This window comes from Saccharothrix hoggarensis (genome assembly GCF_052936025.1).
The window spans coordinates 2,254,908-2,270,328 of record NZ_CP193624.1 but is presented as its reverse complement, the minus strand read 5'-3'; the positions used below and the strand labels follow the sequence as shown (position 1 = coordinate 2,270,328).

Here is a 15,421-nt window from a genome sequence, read left to right as displayed (position 1 = left end):
CCTGGGGTCAGTCGAGGGTGGAGACGAAGCGGGAGATGGCGTCCGGGTTGAGCTTCTGCGCCAGGCGGCCCGTCGGGGCCATCGAGCCGAGCTGGTAGAGCGGCCGGTCCGCGGCGGCCAGGCCGCGGGCCTCCGCGCGGAGCTGCGCCACCATCAGTTCCGAGAAGACGAGACCCGGCGCGTCGCCCCGGCCCGCCAGCACGTCCGCCAGCTTCCGCAGCGGCAGCACGCCCTGCTCGCGGCCACCCGTGCCGGCGTAGATCGCCAGCGCCAGGTTGATCGCCTTGCCGCCACCCCGGACGAACAGCCCCACCGTCCGGGTGCCGCGCATGTCGGTCACCAGCAGGTCGAGCTGGTCGGCGGTGTGCAGGTCGACGGACCGGGTGCCGAAGGCGCGCACCGACAGGACGTGGCCCTCCAGCCACACCCGCCGCCGCGCCTCCGACCACCCCAGCAACAGCAGCGGCACGGCGAACACGGCCGCCGTGACCAGCCCCGCGGTCCGGCCCGCGAGCAGCCCCAGCAACCCGCCGAACGCGGCGGCGACGATCAGCGCGCCGATGGCGACCGTGCGCGCGCGCTTGCGCACCGCCTTCGGGTCGAGCAGGTCGAGGGGGATGCGCTCGCTCACCGGCCCAACGCCTCCAGCACCGACGTCACCACGTCGACGAGCGGCACGGAACGCTGATCGCCCGACGCGAGCTCCTTCACCTGCACGACGCCGGCCTCGATGTCCCGCTCCCCCAGCACCAGCGCGAACTTCGCGCCGGACCGGTCGGCGGCCTTCATCGCGCCCTTGAGCCCCTTGCCGCCGTACGACAGGTCGAACCGGACGCCGGCGGCCCGCAGCGGCGCGGACAACGCGACCAGCCGCGACTTCGCCACCTCGCCCAGCGGCACGCCGAACACGTCGCACCGCGTCTCGTCGCCCGGCGCCACGCCCTCGACCTGGCACGCCAGCAGCGCCCGGTCCACGCCGAGGCCGAACCCGACCCCGGACAGCGCCTGCCCGCCCAGCTGCTCCATCAACCCGTCGTACCGCCCGCCGCCGCCGATGCCGGACTGCGCGCCCAACCCGTCGTGCACGAACTCGAACGTCGTCTTCGTGTAGTAGTCGAGGCCGCGCACCATCCGCGGGTTCTCCGCGAACTTCACGCCCAGGTCGCTCAGGTAGCCCTTGACCTGCTCGTAGTGCGCCAGCGACTCGGCCGACAGGTGGTCCACCATCAGCGGCGCGTCCGCGACCAGCTCCCGCACCTCGGGCCGCTTGTCGTCCAGCACGCGCAACGGGTTCAGCTCCGCCCGCCGCCGCGTCTCCTCGTCGAGCGGCAGCTTCGCCAGGAACGCCTGCAGCTTCTCCCGGTACTGCGGCCGGCACGTGGCGTCGCCCAGCGACGTCAGCTCCAGCCGGAACCCGGTCAGCCCGAGCGCCCGGAACCCGGCGTCCGCGACCGCGATGACCTCGGCGTCCAGCGCCGGATCGTCCACGCCGACCGCCTCGACGCCGACCTGGTGGAACTGCCGGTACCGGCCCGCCTGCGGCTGCTCGGCGCGGAAGAACTGGCCCGCGTACGCGAGCTTCACGGGCAGCTGGCCGCGGTCGAGCCCGTGCTCGATCACCGCGCGCATCACGCCGGCCGTGCCCTCGGGCCGCAGCGTGATGGACCGGCCGCCGCGGTCGGTGAACGTGTACATCTCCTTGCTGACCACGTCGGTCGACTCGCCGACGCCACGCGCGAACAGCGACGTGTCCTCGAAGACGGGCAGCTCGACGTACCCGTAGCCGGCCCGGCGCGCGGACTCGACGAGCGTGTCGCGGACCGCCAGGAACGACGCCGAGTTCGGCGGGAAGTAGTCGGGCACGCCCTTGGGCGCGGCGAACGGGGGTGCGGAGAACGTCGTCACGGTTCCTACAGTCCTCGGTGCGGTGCGGCCGGCGCGTCGGGCGCACCCAGCTTCAGCAGGAAGGGGTTGCTCGCGCGCTCGCGGCCGATGGTCGTCGTGGGCCCGTGGCCGGGCAGCACCACCGTGTCGTCGGTCAGCGTCAGCACCTTGGTGCGCAGCGACGTCAGCATCTCGCGGTGGTTCCCGCCCGGCAGGTCGGTGCGTCCGATGGAGCCGGCGAAGAGGGTGTCGCCGGACAGCACGAGCCGTCCGCCCTCCTCGGTGCCGGCGCGGAACATCACCGACCCGCCGGTATGGCCCGGTGTGTGGTCGACGGTCAGCCGCAGGCCGGCCAGGTCCAGCTCGGCGCCGTCGGCCAGCTCGCGCACCTCGCGCGGCTCCCGCATCTCCAGGTTGCCGCCGAAGAAGGCCCGCGACTCGGCGCTGATGCCCTTGAGCGGGTCGGACAGCAGCCCCCGGTCGTCGGGGTGGATCCACGCGGGGATGTCGTTGCCGTCGCAGACGGGCGCGACGGAGAACGTGTGGTCGAAGTGCCCGTGCGTGAGCAGCACGGCGACCGGGGACAGCCGGTGCTCGCGCAGCGCCTCGGCGATCGGCTCGGCCGCGTCCTGGCCGGGGTCGACCACCACGCACGTCCCGCCCGGTCCCGTGGCCAGCACGAAGCAGTTGGCCTGGAGGGAGCCGGTCGGGAACCCGATCACGAGCACGGGATCACCTCTCGTCGGCAACGGATCGACAACGGATCCCAGCGGACCCCGTCAACCAGCCTATCCGGCATACACCAGTCACATGCGCGCCCCCTAGACTGCTGACCGATCGTCGCGTCGACGGGAGATCAGGGAGGTTGCAGGTGCCGACCAACGTGCAGCGCCGCGAGCAGGCCAAGCGGAAGCTGGAACGCCAGCTCGTCCGCAGGGCGGAGCGCGCGAAGCGGCGCCGGGTGATGGCTGTTGTCGCGACCGCCGTCGCCGTCGTCGTCGTAGCAGGCGGCGTGTACTTCCTCGCCACGGGCGACTTCGGCGGCGACGCCGACGACGCCGCGGCCAGCGCCAGCTCCACTCCCCCCGCCCAGGACGACGCCGCGACGTCGATCCCGACCGAGCTGCACCCGGCCGTGAAGCGGCCGACGCCCCTCCCGGCGCAGGTGGCCTGCGAGTACCCGGCCGGCTCCGAGCCCGCGAGCAAGGAGGCCAAGGCGCCGGCGGCGGGCCAGGTGTCCGCCGAGGGCACGGTCGGCGCAACCCTCAGCACCTCGATCGGCGACCTGAAGCTCACCCTCGACCGCGCGCTCGCGCCGTGCACGGTGAACAGCTTCGTCAGCCTGGCCGAGCAGGGCTACTTCAACGAGACCTCCTGCCACCGCCTGGTGACGTCCGGCATCCAGGTGCTGCAGTGCGGCGACCCGAGCGGCCTCGGCAGCGGCGGCCCCGGCTACAGCTTCAAGGACGAGGTGTTCCCGGAGCTGTCGTACGGCCGCGGTGTCCTGGCCATGGCGAACTCCGGGCCCGACACCAACGGCAGCCAGTTCTTCATCGTCTACGGCGACGGCAAGAACCTGGAGCCGAAGTACACCGTGTTCGGCACGGTGGACGAGGCGGGCCTGAAGCTGGTCGACGAGGTGGCGAAGGCCGGCACGGACAGCGGCCAGGGCGACGGCAAGCCGAAGAAGGCGGTCGACATCAAGACCGCGACCGTGGTCAAGTGACCCGATAGCTCTCCGGACAGGGCCGCCCGGACCACCTGGGCGGCCCTTTCCCGTCGACAACGCGCAGGGCCCGCCACTCGCGAGAGGAGTGGCGGGCCCTGCGTCTTCCCCGTCAACCCGCGGGGGGCGACATGCCGGATCGTGGCAGCAGGCGCTGACGTTTCGCTGACGCGCGCCTCGTCCGCGCGGTGGCGGACTCGTCCGAGCCGTCGCCCGCGCGCGCTACGACGCCGACGTCACCCGGTACACGTCGTACACGCCCTCGACGCTGCGGACCGCCTTGAGGACGTGGCCCAGGTGCTTCGGGTCGCCCATCTCGAACGAGAACCGGCTCACCGCGACGCGGTCGCGGGACGTCGTCACGGACGCCGACAGGATGTTGACCTTCTCGTCCGCCAGCACCTTCGTCACGTCCGACAGCAGCCGGTGGCGGTCGAGGGCCTCCACCTGGATGGCCACCAGGAACACCGAGGAGGACGACGGCGCCCACTCCACGTCCAGCAGCCGCTCGGGCGTCCTCAGCAGCTCGTCCGCGTTGGTGCAGTCGGTCCGGTGCACGGACACGCCACCACCGCGCGTGACGAACCCGAGGATGTCGTCACCGGGCACGGGCGTGCAGCAGCGGGCCAGCTTGACCCACACGTCGGCCGCGTCCTTGACGATGACGCCCGCGTCGCCGGTGACCCGGCGGCGGGTGACGGTCGACGGCGTGGACCGCTCGGCCAGCTCCTCCTCGGCGTGCTCGACGCCGCCCAGCTGCGCCACGAGCCGCTGCACCACGTGCCGGGCGGACGTGTGCCCCTCCCCCACGGCCGCGTACAGCGCGGACACGTCGGGGTAGTGCAGCTCCTTCGACAGGGCGCCCATGGAGTCGGCCGAGACCAGGCGCTGGAGGGGCAGCCCGACGCGGCGGACCTCCTTCGCGATGGCGTCCTTGCCGACCTCGATGGCCTCTTCCTTGCGCTCCTTCGCGAACCACTGCTTGATCTTCGCCTTGGCGCGCGGCGACGCCGCGAACGACAGCCAGTCGCGGGACGGGCCCGCGCCCTCGGCCTTCGAGGTGAAGATCTCGATGACCTCGCCGTTCTCCAGCTTCCGCTCCAGCGCGACCAGCCGGCCGTTGACGCGGGCGCCGATGCAGCGGTGGCCGACCTCGGTGTGCACGGCGTACGCGAAGTCGACCGGGGTGGAGCCGGTGGGCAGCGTGACCACGTCGCCCTTGGGCGTGAAGACGAAGATCTCCCGCGCCGCCAGGTCGAACCGCAGCGACTCCAGGAACTCACCGGGGTCGGCGGCCTCCCGCTGCCAGTCCAGCAGCTGCCGCATCCAGGCCATCTCGTCGACCTCGACGCCCTTGCCGGTGTGCGTGCCGCGGGTCTCCTTGTACCGCCAGTGCGCCGCGATGCCGTACTCGGCGGTCCGGTGCATGTCGTACGTGCGGATCTGCACTTCCAGCGGCTTGCCGTCCGGCCCGATCACCGTCGTGTGCAACGACTGGTAGACGCCGAACCGCGGCTGCGCGATGTAGTCCTTGAACCGGCCGGGCATCGGCTGCCACAGCGCGTGCACCACGCCCATCGCCGCGTAGCAGTCCCGCACCTCGTCCACCTGGATGCGCACGCCGACGAGGTCGTGGATGTCGTCGAAGTCCCGGCCGCGCACGATCATCTTCTGGTGGATCGAGTAGTAGTGCTTGGGCCTGCCCTCGACCTTCGCGGTGATCCGGGCGCCCTCCAACTGCTGCGACAGCTCCTTGATCACCCCGCCCAGGTACGTGTCGCGGGACGGCGCGCGGTTGGCCACCAGCCGCACGATCTCGTCGTACTTCTTCGGCTGGAGGATGGCGAACGCCAGGTCCTCCAGCTCCCACTTCACCGTCGCCATGCCGAGGCGGTGAGCGAGCGGCGCGAGCACCTCGAGGGTCTCGCGGGCCTTGCGGGCCTGCTTCTCCGGCGGGAGGAACCGCATCGTGCGCATGTTGTGCAGCCGGTCGGCGAGCTTGATGACCAGCACCCGGGGGTCCTTGGCCATGGCGATGACCATCTTGCGGATGGTCTCGGCCTCGGCCGCCGCGCCGAGCTTGACCTTGTCGAGCTTGGTCACGCCGTCGACCAGCAGGGCGACCTCGTTGCCGAAGTCGACGCGCAGCTGGTCCAGCGAGTAGTCGGTGTCCTCCACGGTGTCGTGCAGGAGGGCCGCGACGAGCGTCGTCGTGTCCATGCCCAGCTCGGCGAGGATCGTCGCCACGGCGAGCGGGTGCGTGATGTACGGGTCGCCGGACTTGCGCCGCTGCGGCCGGTGCTTCTCCTCCGCCACGTCGTACGCGTGCTGGAGCAGCGCCAGGTCGGCCTTGGGGTGGAGGTCCCGGTGCACGGCGGCCAGCGGTTCCAGCACCTGCTTGACCGGCGCGGCGCGCTGGGCGGTGATCCGACGGGCCAACCGCGCGCGCACGCGCCTCGTCGCGGACGGCGGCCGTGCGGGCACGGGCTGCGCCGGCTGCGCCGACTGCGCGGATTCGATGTCCTGGCTCAACCACGCTCCTCGGGTCTAGGAACCGAGGATAACTCCGTTGGGCCGCGCACCTCGGCGGCGAACCGGTGAGCGGTGCGGTTCACACGACGAGCAGCAGGGCCGACGACCAGCCGGACGGGTCACCGCCGACCTCTCGTGGGCCCGGTCACACGTCGCTGAGCAGGGCGTTCACCGCGCGACCGGCCAGCCGGTCACGTCCGCCGAGGCCGGGGATCTCCAGCACCACCGAGACGCCCGTCACCACGCCGCCCGCGCGTTCCACGAGTTCGCACGCCGCCGCGGCCGTGCCGCCGGTCGCCAGCACGTCGTCCACGACGACAACGCGCTGACCAGGCGTGATGGCGTCGGCGGGCAGTTCGAGGGTGGCCGTGCCGTATTCCAGGTCGTACGTCACGCGGTGCGCGACGGCCGGGAGCTTGCCGGGCTTGCGCAGCGGCACGACCCCGTAGTGCCAGCCGTAGCCGAGCGCGGCGCCGAGGAGGAAGCCGCGCGACTCGATGGCGGCGACCGCCTGGGTGTCGGGGTGGATGCCGCCCTGCAGGCCGTCGACCACGGCGCGCAGCGCGTCCGGGTCGGCCAGGAGAGGCGTGAGGTCCCGGAAGACGACCCCCGGCAGGGGGAAGTCCGGGACCTCACGCATCAGCCCTAGGGCCCGATCCAGCTTCAACGGTGCTTCTTGCCCGTCGGACGACGTCGCGCGTCGGTTGCCTTGCCGGTCCGCGCCGGCACGCCGGCCGCCGCGGCCATCGCCTTCTCCTTGCGGACCTCGGCCTGCACCGACTCGTCGTCGGTCGACTCGACGACGTCGCCGCCGGTGACGACCGCGCCACCCGCCTTGCGGGCCAGGTTGTCCCGCCGGGCCTGCACGCGGGCCGCCTGCGCCTTGTAGCGGGCGTCGCGCATCTTCAGGTCCACCGCGACCGGGGTCGCGATGTAGATGGACGACAGCGCGCCGATGGCGATACCGGTGAGCTGCACCAGCGCCAGGTCCTTCAGCGTGCCGACGCCCAGCAGGCCCACGCCGATGGCGAGCAGGCCGAGCACCGGCAGCAGCGCGATCAGCGAGGTGTTGATCGACCGCATCAGGGTCTGGTTGACCGCCAGGTTCGCCGCCTCGCCGTACGTGCGGCGGGTGAGGCCGAGCAGGCCGCGGGTGTTCTCCCGGACCTTGTCGAACACCACCACCGTGTCGTACAGCGAGAAGCCGAGGATGGTCAGCAGGCCGATCACCGTGGCCGGCGAGACCTCGAAGCCGACCAGCGAGTAGATGCCCGCCGTGATCAGCACGTCGTGCACCACCGCGACGAGCGCCGCGACCGCCATGGCCAGCTCGAAGTACAGCGCCAGGAAGATCATCACCGCGAGGAAGAACACGGCGAGCGCGATCAGCGCCTTGGTGGTGATCTCACCGCCCCACGAGGCGGAGACGGCGCTGTCGCTGATCGCGTCCGCGCCGCCGTTTGGCTTCAGGTCGGCTTCGAGCGTGTTCTTGAGCTTCAGCACCTCGTCGGCGTTCAGCGCCTCGGACCGGATCTGGATGGTCGCGGCGTCGCCGGTGCCGACGGTCTGCACGGCGGCCGGGTCCTTGCCCAGGGCCTTGCTGAACGTGTCCTCGGCCTGCTGGACGCTGATCGTGCCGGTCGCGCTCGTCGCGGGCAGCTGCACGCGGGTGCCGCCGGTGAAGTCGATGCCCAGGTTGAAGCCCCGGAACACGATCGACCCGATGCACACCAGCAGGATGAGCCCGAACAGCACGTACCAGTGCTTGCGCCTGCCGACGATGTTGAACGCGCCATTGCCGACGTAGAGCCGCTGGAAAACGTTGGCCTTCTTGGTCTCGGCCACGTCAGACCTCCTTCACAGCGGTGCTCTTCGCACCCGACATGGCGGCCCGGTCGTCGACGGCGGCCTGGACGGCTCCACCGAGGCCGGACAGCTTCGGGCTGGACAGGGACTTCGACTTGGAGACCATCGAGACCAGCGGGTGCGTGACCAGGAAGACCACCACCAGGTCGAGGACGGTCGACATGCCGAGGGTGAACGCGAAGCCCTTCACCTGGCCGACCGCGATCACGTACAGGATGGCCGAGGCCAGGAAGCTGACCGCGTCCGCGGAGAGGATCGTGCGGCGCGACCGGACCCAGGCGCGCGGCACGGCGGACCGGAACGACCGGCCCTCCCGCACCTCGTCCTTCAGGCGTTCGAAGAACACCACGAACGAGTCCGCGGTGATACCGATCGACACGATGAACCCGGCGATGCCCGCGAGGTCGAGGGTGAACCCGATCCAGCGGCCGAGCAGCACCAGCACCGCGTAGACGACCACGCCGGACAGCACCAGCGACAGGATCGTCAGCACGCCGAGCAGGCGGTAGTAGAACAGGCAGTAGACGAACACCAGCGCGAGGCCGATGCCGCCCGCGATCAGGCCCGCCTTCAGCGAGGCCAGGCCGAGCGTCGCGGACACCGTCTCGGCCTCGGAGGCCTCGAACGACAGCGGCAGCGAGCCGTACTTCAGCACGTTCGCGAGGCCGTTGGCCTCGGCCTGGGTGAACCGGCCGCTGATCTGCGTGCTGCCGCCCAGGATGGGCTCGTTGATGTTCGGCGCGGACACGACCTGGCTGTCCAGCACCACCGCGACCTGCTGTGAGACGTTCGCCGAGGTGAACTTGCCCCACTTGTCGCCGCCCTCGCCCTTGAAGGTGAGGTTGACGATGAAGCCGGCGCCCTGCGGGTCGGTGCCCGCCGCCGCGTCGTCGATGTCCTCACCGGTCAGGCGGGAGTACAGGCTGTAGTCGTCGTCCTTGACGCTGCCGTCGGTCGGCGGGGTGACCGGGGCCAGGACGTACTTCTCGGTGCGGTCCTGGTCGCAGGTCAGCAGCGGCAGGGCCGGGTCGTCGTTGCCGAGCAGCGGGTCGATCGCCGGGCAGGTGAACGCCTCCAGCGCCCGGGACACGGTCTGCGCGTCCAGCGTGGTCAGCTGCGGGTCCTGCCGGCAGGTCTTGGACTCCTCGATGGCCTTGGTCGGGTCCTCGGAGTACTGGCCGTTGAACACCGCGCGGCAGTCGACCTGGGGCTCCGCGGGGGCGGACGGGTCGGCGGGCGGCGCGGACGGGTCGGCGGGCGGGGTCGTCGTCTCCGGCTGGCCCTCCAGCGCCGGCGCGGGGCGACCCTGCGCGGTCGTCGGCGCGACCGAGGCCGCGGACTCCGTCGGCGTGGCGCTGCCGCTCGCGGGCGGCGTGGCCGAGCCCGAGGTGGGCGGCGCGCTCTCCGACGGCGGCGCGGGCTGCGCGTTCGGCAGCGGCGAGCCGATGACCTTGCGGAAGTTCAGCTTCGCCGTCTGACCGAGGCGCTTGGCGCCCTCGCTGTCCGAACCGGGGACCGTGATCACCAGGTTGGTGCCGTCCCGGACGACCTCCGCGCCGAGCACGCCCAGACCGTTCACGCGGGTCTCGATGAGCGTGCGGGCCTGGTTGAGGGCTTCCTCGGTCGGCGCCTGACCATCAGGAGCCCGGGCGGTCAGCGTGACACGCGTGCCACCCTGGAGGTCGATTCCGAGCTTGGGTGTCGGCTGGCGGTTCCCGGTGAGAAACACCAGGGAGTACAGCGCGACCACGATGAGGACAAATGCGCCCAGGTACTTCGCGGGGCGGATTTGCCCGGCCGGAGGTGCCACGGTCCGTCCGTCTCCTGATAGTTGACAAGGTCAGCGAGGGCGCAGCGTACCCCTGATGGTGTGAGCTGCGCGTCACTGCCTGGAGTCGGCACGTTCACAGTTGCCGGCTCCAGGCGAGGGGTCCGCTGGCGGGGGTTCGGTTACTTCTTGCTCTCCTGCTGCACGGGCTCGGCGACGACGGTCTCGTCGGCGGCGTCGTCCACGTCGTCCACGACCGCGTCGGTCTCGGTGTCGACGACGACCTTCTCGCGGATCGCCTGGCGCAGCCAGGTGGTGATGACGCCGTCGGCGATCTCCAGGTCGATCGTGGTGTCGTCGCTGGAGTCGGCCACCGTCGCGTACAGCCCGGAGGTGGTCATGACCCGGTCACCCGGCTCCAGGGACTTCAGCAACGCCTGCTGTTCGGCGACCGCGCGCTTCTGCTTGCGGGCGCTGAGGAACAGCGGCACCGCGAGCAGCACGAGCAGCAGCGGGAACATCAAGGAGGACAGGTCCATCATTCTCCGATCAACCGGACGGGCGGACGCGATCAGCGCCCGGTACGTCCGAATTTCTGGGGTGCCGCCCCCGATTGTGCCAGGTGAGTAATCCCGATCACTCGGTGGCGTCGTCGAACAACGACCGCGTGGCCTCGCCGGGCGCGCGGGCGGGCGGCTGGAGCCCCAGGTGCAGCCAGGCGGTGGCGGTGGCGACCCGGCCGCGCGGCGTGCGGGCGAGCATCCCGGCGCGCACCAGGTAGGGCTCGCAGACCTCCTCGACCGTGGTCGGCTCCTCACCCACCGCGACGGCCAGGGTGGACACGCCGACCGGTCCCCCGCCGAACGACCGGACCAACGCGTCCAGGACCGCGCGGTCCAGCCGGTCGAGGCCCAACTCGTCCACGTCGTAGACCTTCAGGGCGTCGCGCGCGACGTCGAGGGTGACCGCGCCGTCCGCGCGGACCTCTGCGTAGTCCCGAACCCGGCGCAGCAGCCGGTTGGCGATGCGGGGCGTGCCCCGGGAGCGGCCCGCGATCTCGCGGCCGCCGTCCTCGCGGAGGTCGACGCCGAGGATCTTGGCGGACCGGCGCAGGATCAGCTCCAACTCCTCCGGGCTGTAGAACTCCATGTGCCCGGTGAAGCCGAACCGGTCGCGCAGCGGGCCGGTGAGCGCGCCGGACCGGGTGGTGGCGCCGACCAGCGTGAACGGGGCGATGTCGAGCGGGATGCTGGTCGCGCCGGGCCCCTTGCCGACGACCACGTCGACCCGGAAGTCCTCCATCGCGAGGTACAGCATCTCCTCGGCGGGCCGGGCCATCCGGTGGATCTCGTCGATGAACAGGACGTCGCCCTCGACCAGGTTGGACAGCATCGCGGCGAGGTCGCCCGCGCGTTCGAGGGCGGGGCCGGAGGTGATGCGCAGGGACGCGCCCAGCTCGGCCGCGATGATCATGGCGAGGCTGGTCTTGCCCAGGCCGGGCGGGCCGGACAGCAGCACGTGGTCCGGGGGCGCGCCGCGTTGCAGGGCGCCCTGGAGGACGAGTTCGAGCTGTTCGCGGACCTTGGGCTGGCCGACGAACTCGTGCAGGTCCTTGGGGCGGAGGGTGGACTCGACGTCCCGCTCGGTGGGGTCGGGCAGCGGGTTGAGGGTGTCGTCGTCCTGGTGGTCGTCGAAGTTCATCGCTTGCGACCCAGCGCGGCCAGGGAGCGGCGGAGGACCTCGGAGGTGCCGAGCGCGCCGTCGGCGGCCAGCACGGCGTCCACGGCCTGCTCGGCCTGCTTGGCCGGGAAGCCGAGGCCGAGCAGCGCCTCGGCGACCTGCGTGCGGACCACGCCGGCGCCGCTCTCCGCGCTGGGCGCGGCCTGGAGCTGACCCACCTTGTCCCGCAGCTCGATGATCAGGCGCTCGGCGCCCTTGCGGCCGATGCCGGGCACCTGCGTCAGCACGGTGATGTTGCCCTCGGCGAGCGCGGCGCGCAGCTTGTCCGGCTCCAGCACGGCCAGCGTCGCCAGGGCGAGCCGCGGGCCGATCCCGGACACCGTCTGCAGCAGCCCGAACAGCTCCCGCGCCTCGGCGTCGGCGAACCCGAACAGGGTCAGCGAGTCCTCGCGCACGACGAGCGCCGTGGCGAGCTGGGTCTCCTCGCCGCGGCGCAGGGTGGCCAGCGTGGCGGGGGTGGCCTGCACGGCGAAGCCGACGCCGCCGACCTCGACGACGACGTGGTCGAGCCCGATGGACGACACCTGCCCGCGCAGCGACGAGATCACTGACCTTCACCTCCGGTCTTGGCGGCCTTCGACGGCCCGGTCCTGGCGGCCGGTGGGGCCGACAGCCGGACACTGGCCTGCGCCAGTCTCGCGCGGTGCGTCCGGGCGATCTCAGCCGCCCTCGCCTGCGCCTCCTCCAGGCGCGACCGCATGGGCGCGCGCCACAGGTGGCAGATGGCCAGCGCGAGGGCGTCGGCGGCGTCGGCGGGCTTGGGCGCGGTCTTGAGCCCGAGGAGCTTCGTCACCATGGCGGTGACCTGCGCCTTGTCCGCGCGGCCCGAGCCGGTGACGGCGGCCTTCACCTCGCTGGGCGTGTGGAAGACGACCGGCAGGTCGCGGCGCGCGGCCGACAGCGCCACCACCCCGCCCGCCTGCGCGGTGCCCATCGCGGTGCGCACGTTGTGCTGGCTGAACACCCGCTCGATGGCCACCACCTGCGGCTCGTACCGGTCCAGCCACCGCTCGACGGCGTCGGACAGCTGGAGCAGCCGCACGGCGAGGTCCGCGTCCGCGGGCGTGCGCACCACGTCGACGGCCACCGGCCGCACCGCGCGGCCGGGACCGCCGTCGACCACCCCGAACCCGCACCGGGTCAAGCCGGGGTCGACTCCGAACACGCGCACGCTGGTCCCCTCAGCCGCCGACGAACACCCGTTCGAACTTTAGAGGGTTGACGAGGGGGAATCCGTCAGGACACGCGCACGGCGCGGTGAGGGCGCACCGTGACGGTGGGAGACCCCCCGATCGACACAGCGTCACGGAGGTCACTACAGTGGCTCGGTCAACTGATCGACACCAGTCGGGGCATAAGCGGGGTGCCATGACCCTGAGGCGGTTCGGCATCATCACGGGTGCCGTCTGCGCTCTGGTCTTCGGCATCGTCTGCCTCGTCGTCTCCGGCGTCCTCGACCGGCCCACGTCCGTGGCCGTCGACAAGTTCACCCAGTTGCTCGCCGCGACCGCCGCGATGGTGTCGTACTGGCGGGCGGCCCGGCAGCGGACGGGCGTGGCCCGGCGGTGGCGGCTGTGGATGGCCGCCGCGATGGCGTTCCTGGTCGTCGGCCTGGCGGTGTGGATCTGGGGCCAGGTGATCCTGGGCGTGACGCTGCCGTCGTCGACGCTCGCGCCGATCGGCTTCATGCTCGTGCCCGTCCTCACGCTGTGCGCGATCGTCGTGCTGTCGCACGGCGGGTCCGGCACGCTGCCCGGCCACCGCAGCAGGCTCGTGGTGGCGCTGGACGGCCTGATCGTCGTCGGGTCGCTGTTCGTGCTCACGTGGGTGTCGCTGCTGGAGTCGATGGTGCGCGCGTGGGCCACCTCGGGGCCCGGCTTCGCGACCGTCGTGGCGCACCCGGCGCTGTACCTGGTGATGCTGATCGTGCTGCTGGTGTCGTCGTGGACGCACCGGTCGGTGCGCCAGCTGCCGGTGCTGTTCATCGCGCTGGCGGGCATCGCGCAGTCCGCGTCCGGCTGGGTGTTCGCGTACCTGGTGAGCAAGGGCGCGACGGCCATCCCCACGGCCGCCGACATCGGGTTCATGGTGTGCCCGGCGTTGTTCTTCCTCAGCGCCATCGCGCCGGGCGGCGCCGCGCGGGAGCGGGTCGGGTCGACCCGGCTGCGCGCCGGCGAGCTGCTGCACCTGCTGGTGCCGTACCTGCCGATGCTGGTCACGGGCCTGTTCATCGTCGTCGGCACGGCGACGGGCGTGCGGCTCAACCCGCTGGAGATCTACGTCGGGCTCGGCGTGGTGCTGCTGGTGATCGCGCGGCAGCTGCTGACGCTGATCGACAACGTGCGGCTGCTGGAGCAGCTGCGGGACAGCCGGGAGCGGCTGCGGCACCAGGCGTACCACGACCCGCTGACCGGGGTGGCGAACCGCGCGCTGTTCCGGGAGCGGCTGGACGCGGCGCTGGCCGGCACGTCGCCGGTGGTGGTGCTGTTCATCGACGTGGACGGCTTCAAGGACGTCAACGACAACTACGGGCACGCCGAGGGCGACGCGGTGCTGCGGATCGTGGCGGCGCGGTTGCAGTCGTGCGTGCGGTCGCAGGACGTCGTGGCGCGGCTGGGCGGCGACGAGTTCGGCGTGCTGGTCGACGGCTACCCGCAGCCGCCGGAGGAGATCGGGCGGCGGGTGCTGGAGGCGATGAGCGAGCCGCACCGGACGGCGACGGGCTCGCACGTGATCCGCGCGTCGATCGGCATCTCGCACCGCGAGGGGTTCGACCCGTCGCTGACCGCCGACGACCTGCTGGGCACGGCGGACGCGGCGATGTACACGGCCAAGCGGCTGGGCAAGGGGATGGTCGTGGTGCACGGGTCGGTCGAGGCGGAGATGTCGTGAGCCGGTCGGGCGGGAACGGGGGCCGCGGGATGGGCGCGGACGACGTCGTGGCGGCGTTGGGGCTGGTGGAGCTGCCGGTGGAGGGCGGGTGGTTCGGCCAGTCGTGGCGGTCCGCCGAGGCTTCCGCGATCCACTACCTGCTGCGGGAGGGCGAGTTCTCCGGCGTGCACAAGCTGGACCACCTGGAGGTCTACGCGCACCACCTCGGCGCGCCCCTGCGGATGCTGCTGCTGCACCCGGACGGCGCGGTGACCACGCCGGTGCTGGGGCCGGACCTCGGAGCCGGGCAGCGCCCCCAGGTCGTGGTGCCCGCCGGGGTGTGGCAGGCGAGCGAACCGGACGGCGGGTGGTCGCTGGTCGGCACGGTGGTGGTGCCGCCCTACACCGACGACGTCGTCACGTTCGGCGAGGCCGACACCCTCGCCCCCCGGTACCCCTCGCACGCCGACCTGATCCGCCGGCTGTGCCGCCGCTGACCACCGGTCAGCCCATGGTCCGCTGACCGTCGACCGTCTCGCGGATGATGTCGGCGTGGCCCGCGTGCTGCGACGTCTCGGCGATCAGGTGCAGCACGACGCGGCGGACGGTCCAGCTCGCGCCCGGCTCGAACCAGGGCGCCACCGGCAGCGGGTGGGCGGTGTTCAGGTCGAGGTCCGCGAGCAGCCGCTCGGTGGTGGCGGCCGTCTCCTCGTAGGACTCCAGCAGGCCTTCCAGCGTCTCGTCCTCCAGCATGCGGAAGCCGTTCTCCCAGTCCGCCGGGTCGCTCTCCATCAGCTCCGCGCCGCCGACCGCGAAGCGCATCCAGCCGATCTCCGTGTCGCGGACGTGCTTGATCAGCCCGCCGAGGGACAGCGCGCTGGCGGTCGGGGTCTGCCGCGCCTGCTCGTCGGTGAGGCCGCGGACGGTGAAGCGGAGGAAGTCGCGGTGCCTGGCGAGCGCGGTCAGCAGGTCCGTCAGCTCCGGGGAGGCGGTGCGGGCGGCGTCGACGGTGGTGGCGGTGGCGTTCATGGGTT

General features: G+C 72.1%; 15 protein-coding genes. 3 read left to right on the top strand and 12 right to left on the bottom strand.

Features of this window, described 5'->3' with window-relative positions; all coding sequences use genetic code 11:
* Window positions 1-7: 7 nt before the first annotated feature.
* The 3 genes from ACRAKH_RS11005 to ACRAKH_RS10995 are packed head-to-tail and all read right to left on the bottom strand — an operon-like array spanning window position 8 to window position 2,612.
* The gene (locus ACRAKH_RS11005; RefSeq protein ID WP_380727601.1) at window positions 8-631 is read right to left on the bottom strand and encodes a hypothetical protein; all 624 of its coding nucleotides are present in this window, start codon (window positions 629-631) and stop codon (window positions 8-10) included.
* Entirely contained in the window at window positions 628-1,905 is a 1,278-nt protein-coding gene (gene hisS, locus ACRAKH_RS11000) for a histidine--tRNA ligase (protein WP_380727599.1), read from the bottom strand. The genes ACRAKH_RS11005 and hisS overlap by 4 nt, the downstream gene beginning before the upstream one ends.
* A gap of 5 nt (window positions 1,906-1,910) precedes the next feature.
* Window positions 1,911-2,612: an MBL fold metallo-hydrolase gene (locus ACRAKH_RS10995; RefSeq protein ID WP_380727598.1), complete on the bottom strand. Its 702-nt coding sequence runs from the start codon at window positions 2,610-2,612 to the stop codon at window positions 1,911-1,913.
* A gap of 143 nt (window positions 2,613-2,755) precedes the next feature.
* Here ACRAKH_RS10995 and ACRAKH_RS10990 point away from each other — a divergent pair, with 143 nt between their 5' ends.
* Entirely contained in the window at window positions 2,756-3,610 is an 855-nt protein-coding gene (locus ACRAKH_RS10990) for a peptidylprolyl isomerase (RefSeq protein WP_380727596.1), read from the top strand.
* A 222-nt stretch (window positions 3,611-3,832) separates the two neighbouring features.
* Here the strand turns inward: ACRAKH_RS10990 and ACRAKH_RS10985 are convergent, their stop codons facing one another.
* The 8 genes from ACRAKH_RS10985 to ruvC form a co-directional block, all read right to left on the bottom strand.
* On the bottom strand, window positions 3,833-6,142 hold the full coding sequence (locus ACRAKH_RS10985) for a RelA/SpoT family protein (RefSeq protein WP_380727594.1): 2,310 nt from the start codon (window positions 6,140-6,142) through the stop codon (window positions 3,833-3,835).
* Between the two features lie 145 nt (window positions 6,143-6,287).
* Entirely contained in the window at window positions 6,288-6,809 is a 522-nt protein-coding gene (locus ACRAKH_RS10980; RefSeq protein ID WP_380727592.1) for an adenine phosphoribosyltransferase, read from the bottom strand.
* Window positions 6,806-7,987 (bottom strand): protein translocase subunit SecF, encoded by a 1,182-nt coding sequence (gene secF / locus ACRAKH_RS10975; protein WP_380727590.1) that lies wholly within the window; start codon window positions 7,985-7,987, stop codon window positions 6,806-6,808. Before secF ends, ACRAKH_RS10980 begins: the two co-directional genes overlap by 4 nt.
* 1 nt (window position 7,988) lies before the next feature.
* Entirely contained in the window at window positions 7,989-9,818 is a 1,830-nt protein-coding gene (gene secD, locus ACRAKH_RS10970; RefSeq protein ID WP_447009787.1) for a protein translocase subunit SecD, read from the bottom strand.
* A gap of 140 nt (window positions 9,819-9,958) precedes the next feature.
* Complete coding sequence (yajC, locus tag ACRAKH_RS10965) at window positions 9,959-10,309, bottom strand: preprotein translocase subunit YajC (protein ID WP_380723948.1); 351 nt, start codon at window positions 10,307-10,309, stop codon at window positions 9,959-9,961.
* Between the two features lie 103 nt (window positions 10,310-10,412).
* Window positions 10,413-11,477 carry a Holliday junction branch migration DNA helicase RuvB gene (ruvB, locus tag ACRAKH_RS10960; RefSeq protein ID WP_380723925.1) on the bottom strand — a complete coding sequence of 355 codons (1,065 nt, stop codon included), beginning with the start codon at window positions 11,475-11,477 and terminating at the stop codon, window positions 10,413-10,415.
* A complete protein-coding gene (gene ruvA, locus ACRAKH_RS10955) occupies window positions 11,474-12,064 on the bottom strand; it encodes a Holliday junction branch migration protein RuvA (protein WP_380723926.1) in 591 nt (196 codons plus the stop codon). Before ruvA ends, ruvB begins: the two co-directional genes overlap by 4 nt.
* On the bottom strand, window positions 12,061-12,687 hold the full coding sequence (ruvC, locus tag ACRAKH_RS10950) for a crossover junction endodeoxyribonuclease RuvC (protein ID WP_380723927.1): 627 nt from the start codon (window positions 12,685-12,687) through the stop codon (window positions 12,061-12,063). The genes ruvA and ruvC overlap by 4 nt, the downstream gene beginning before the upstream one ends.
* Before the next feature lie 197 nt (window positions 12,688-12,884).
* On the opposite strand from ruvC, the gene ACRAKH_RS10945 reads away from it, so the two are divergent.
* Together ACRAKH_RS10945 and ACRAKH_RS10940 are read left to right on the top strand one after the other, a co-directional pair.
* Window positions 12,885-14,408, top strand: coding sequence for a diguanylate cyclase domain-containing protein (locus ACRAKH_RS10945; protein ID WP_380723928.1), 1,524 nt, complete (start codon window positions 12,885-12,887; stop codon window positions 14,406-14,408).
* 29 nt (window positions 14,409-14,437) lie between these two features.
* A complete protein-coding gene (locus ACRAKH_RS10940) occupies window positions 14,438-14,884 on the top strand; it encodes a cupin domain-containing protein (RefSeq protein WP_380723949.1) in 447 nt (148 codons plus the stop codon).
* A gap of 7 nt (window positions 14,885-14,891) precedes the next feature.
* Here ACRAKH_RS10940 and ACRAKH_RS10935 read toward each other — a convergent pair whose 3' ends face one another.
* Window positions 14,892-15,416, bottom strand: coding sequence for a DinB family protein (locus ACRAKH_RS10935; RefSeq protein WP_380723929.1), 525 nt, complete (start codon window positions 15,414-15,416; stop codon window positions 14,892-14,894).
* Between the last annotated feature and the right edge of the window lie 5 nt (window positions 15,417-15,421).

Excerpts from the sequence above, each read along its gene's own strand:
- ACRAKH_RS10940 (WP_380723949.1), top strand. The coding sequence starts at position 14,438 with ATGGGCGCGGACGACGTCGTGGCGGCGTTGGGGCTGGTGGAGCTGCCG.
- ACRAKH_RS10935 (WP_380723929.1), bottom strand. The coding sequence starts at position 15,416 with ATGAACGCCACCGCCACCACCGTCGACGCCGCCCGCACCGCCTCCCCG.
- ACRAKH_RS10945 (WP_380723928.1), top strand. The coding sequence starts at position 12,885 with ATGACCCTGAGGCGGTTCGGCATCATCACGGGTGCCGTCTGCGCTCTG.
- ruvB (WP_380723925.1), bottom strand. The coding sequence starts at position 11,477 with ATGAACTTCGACGACCACCAGGACGACGACACCCTCAACCCGCTGCCC.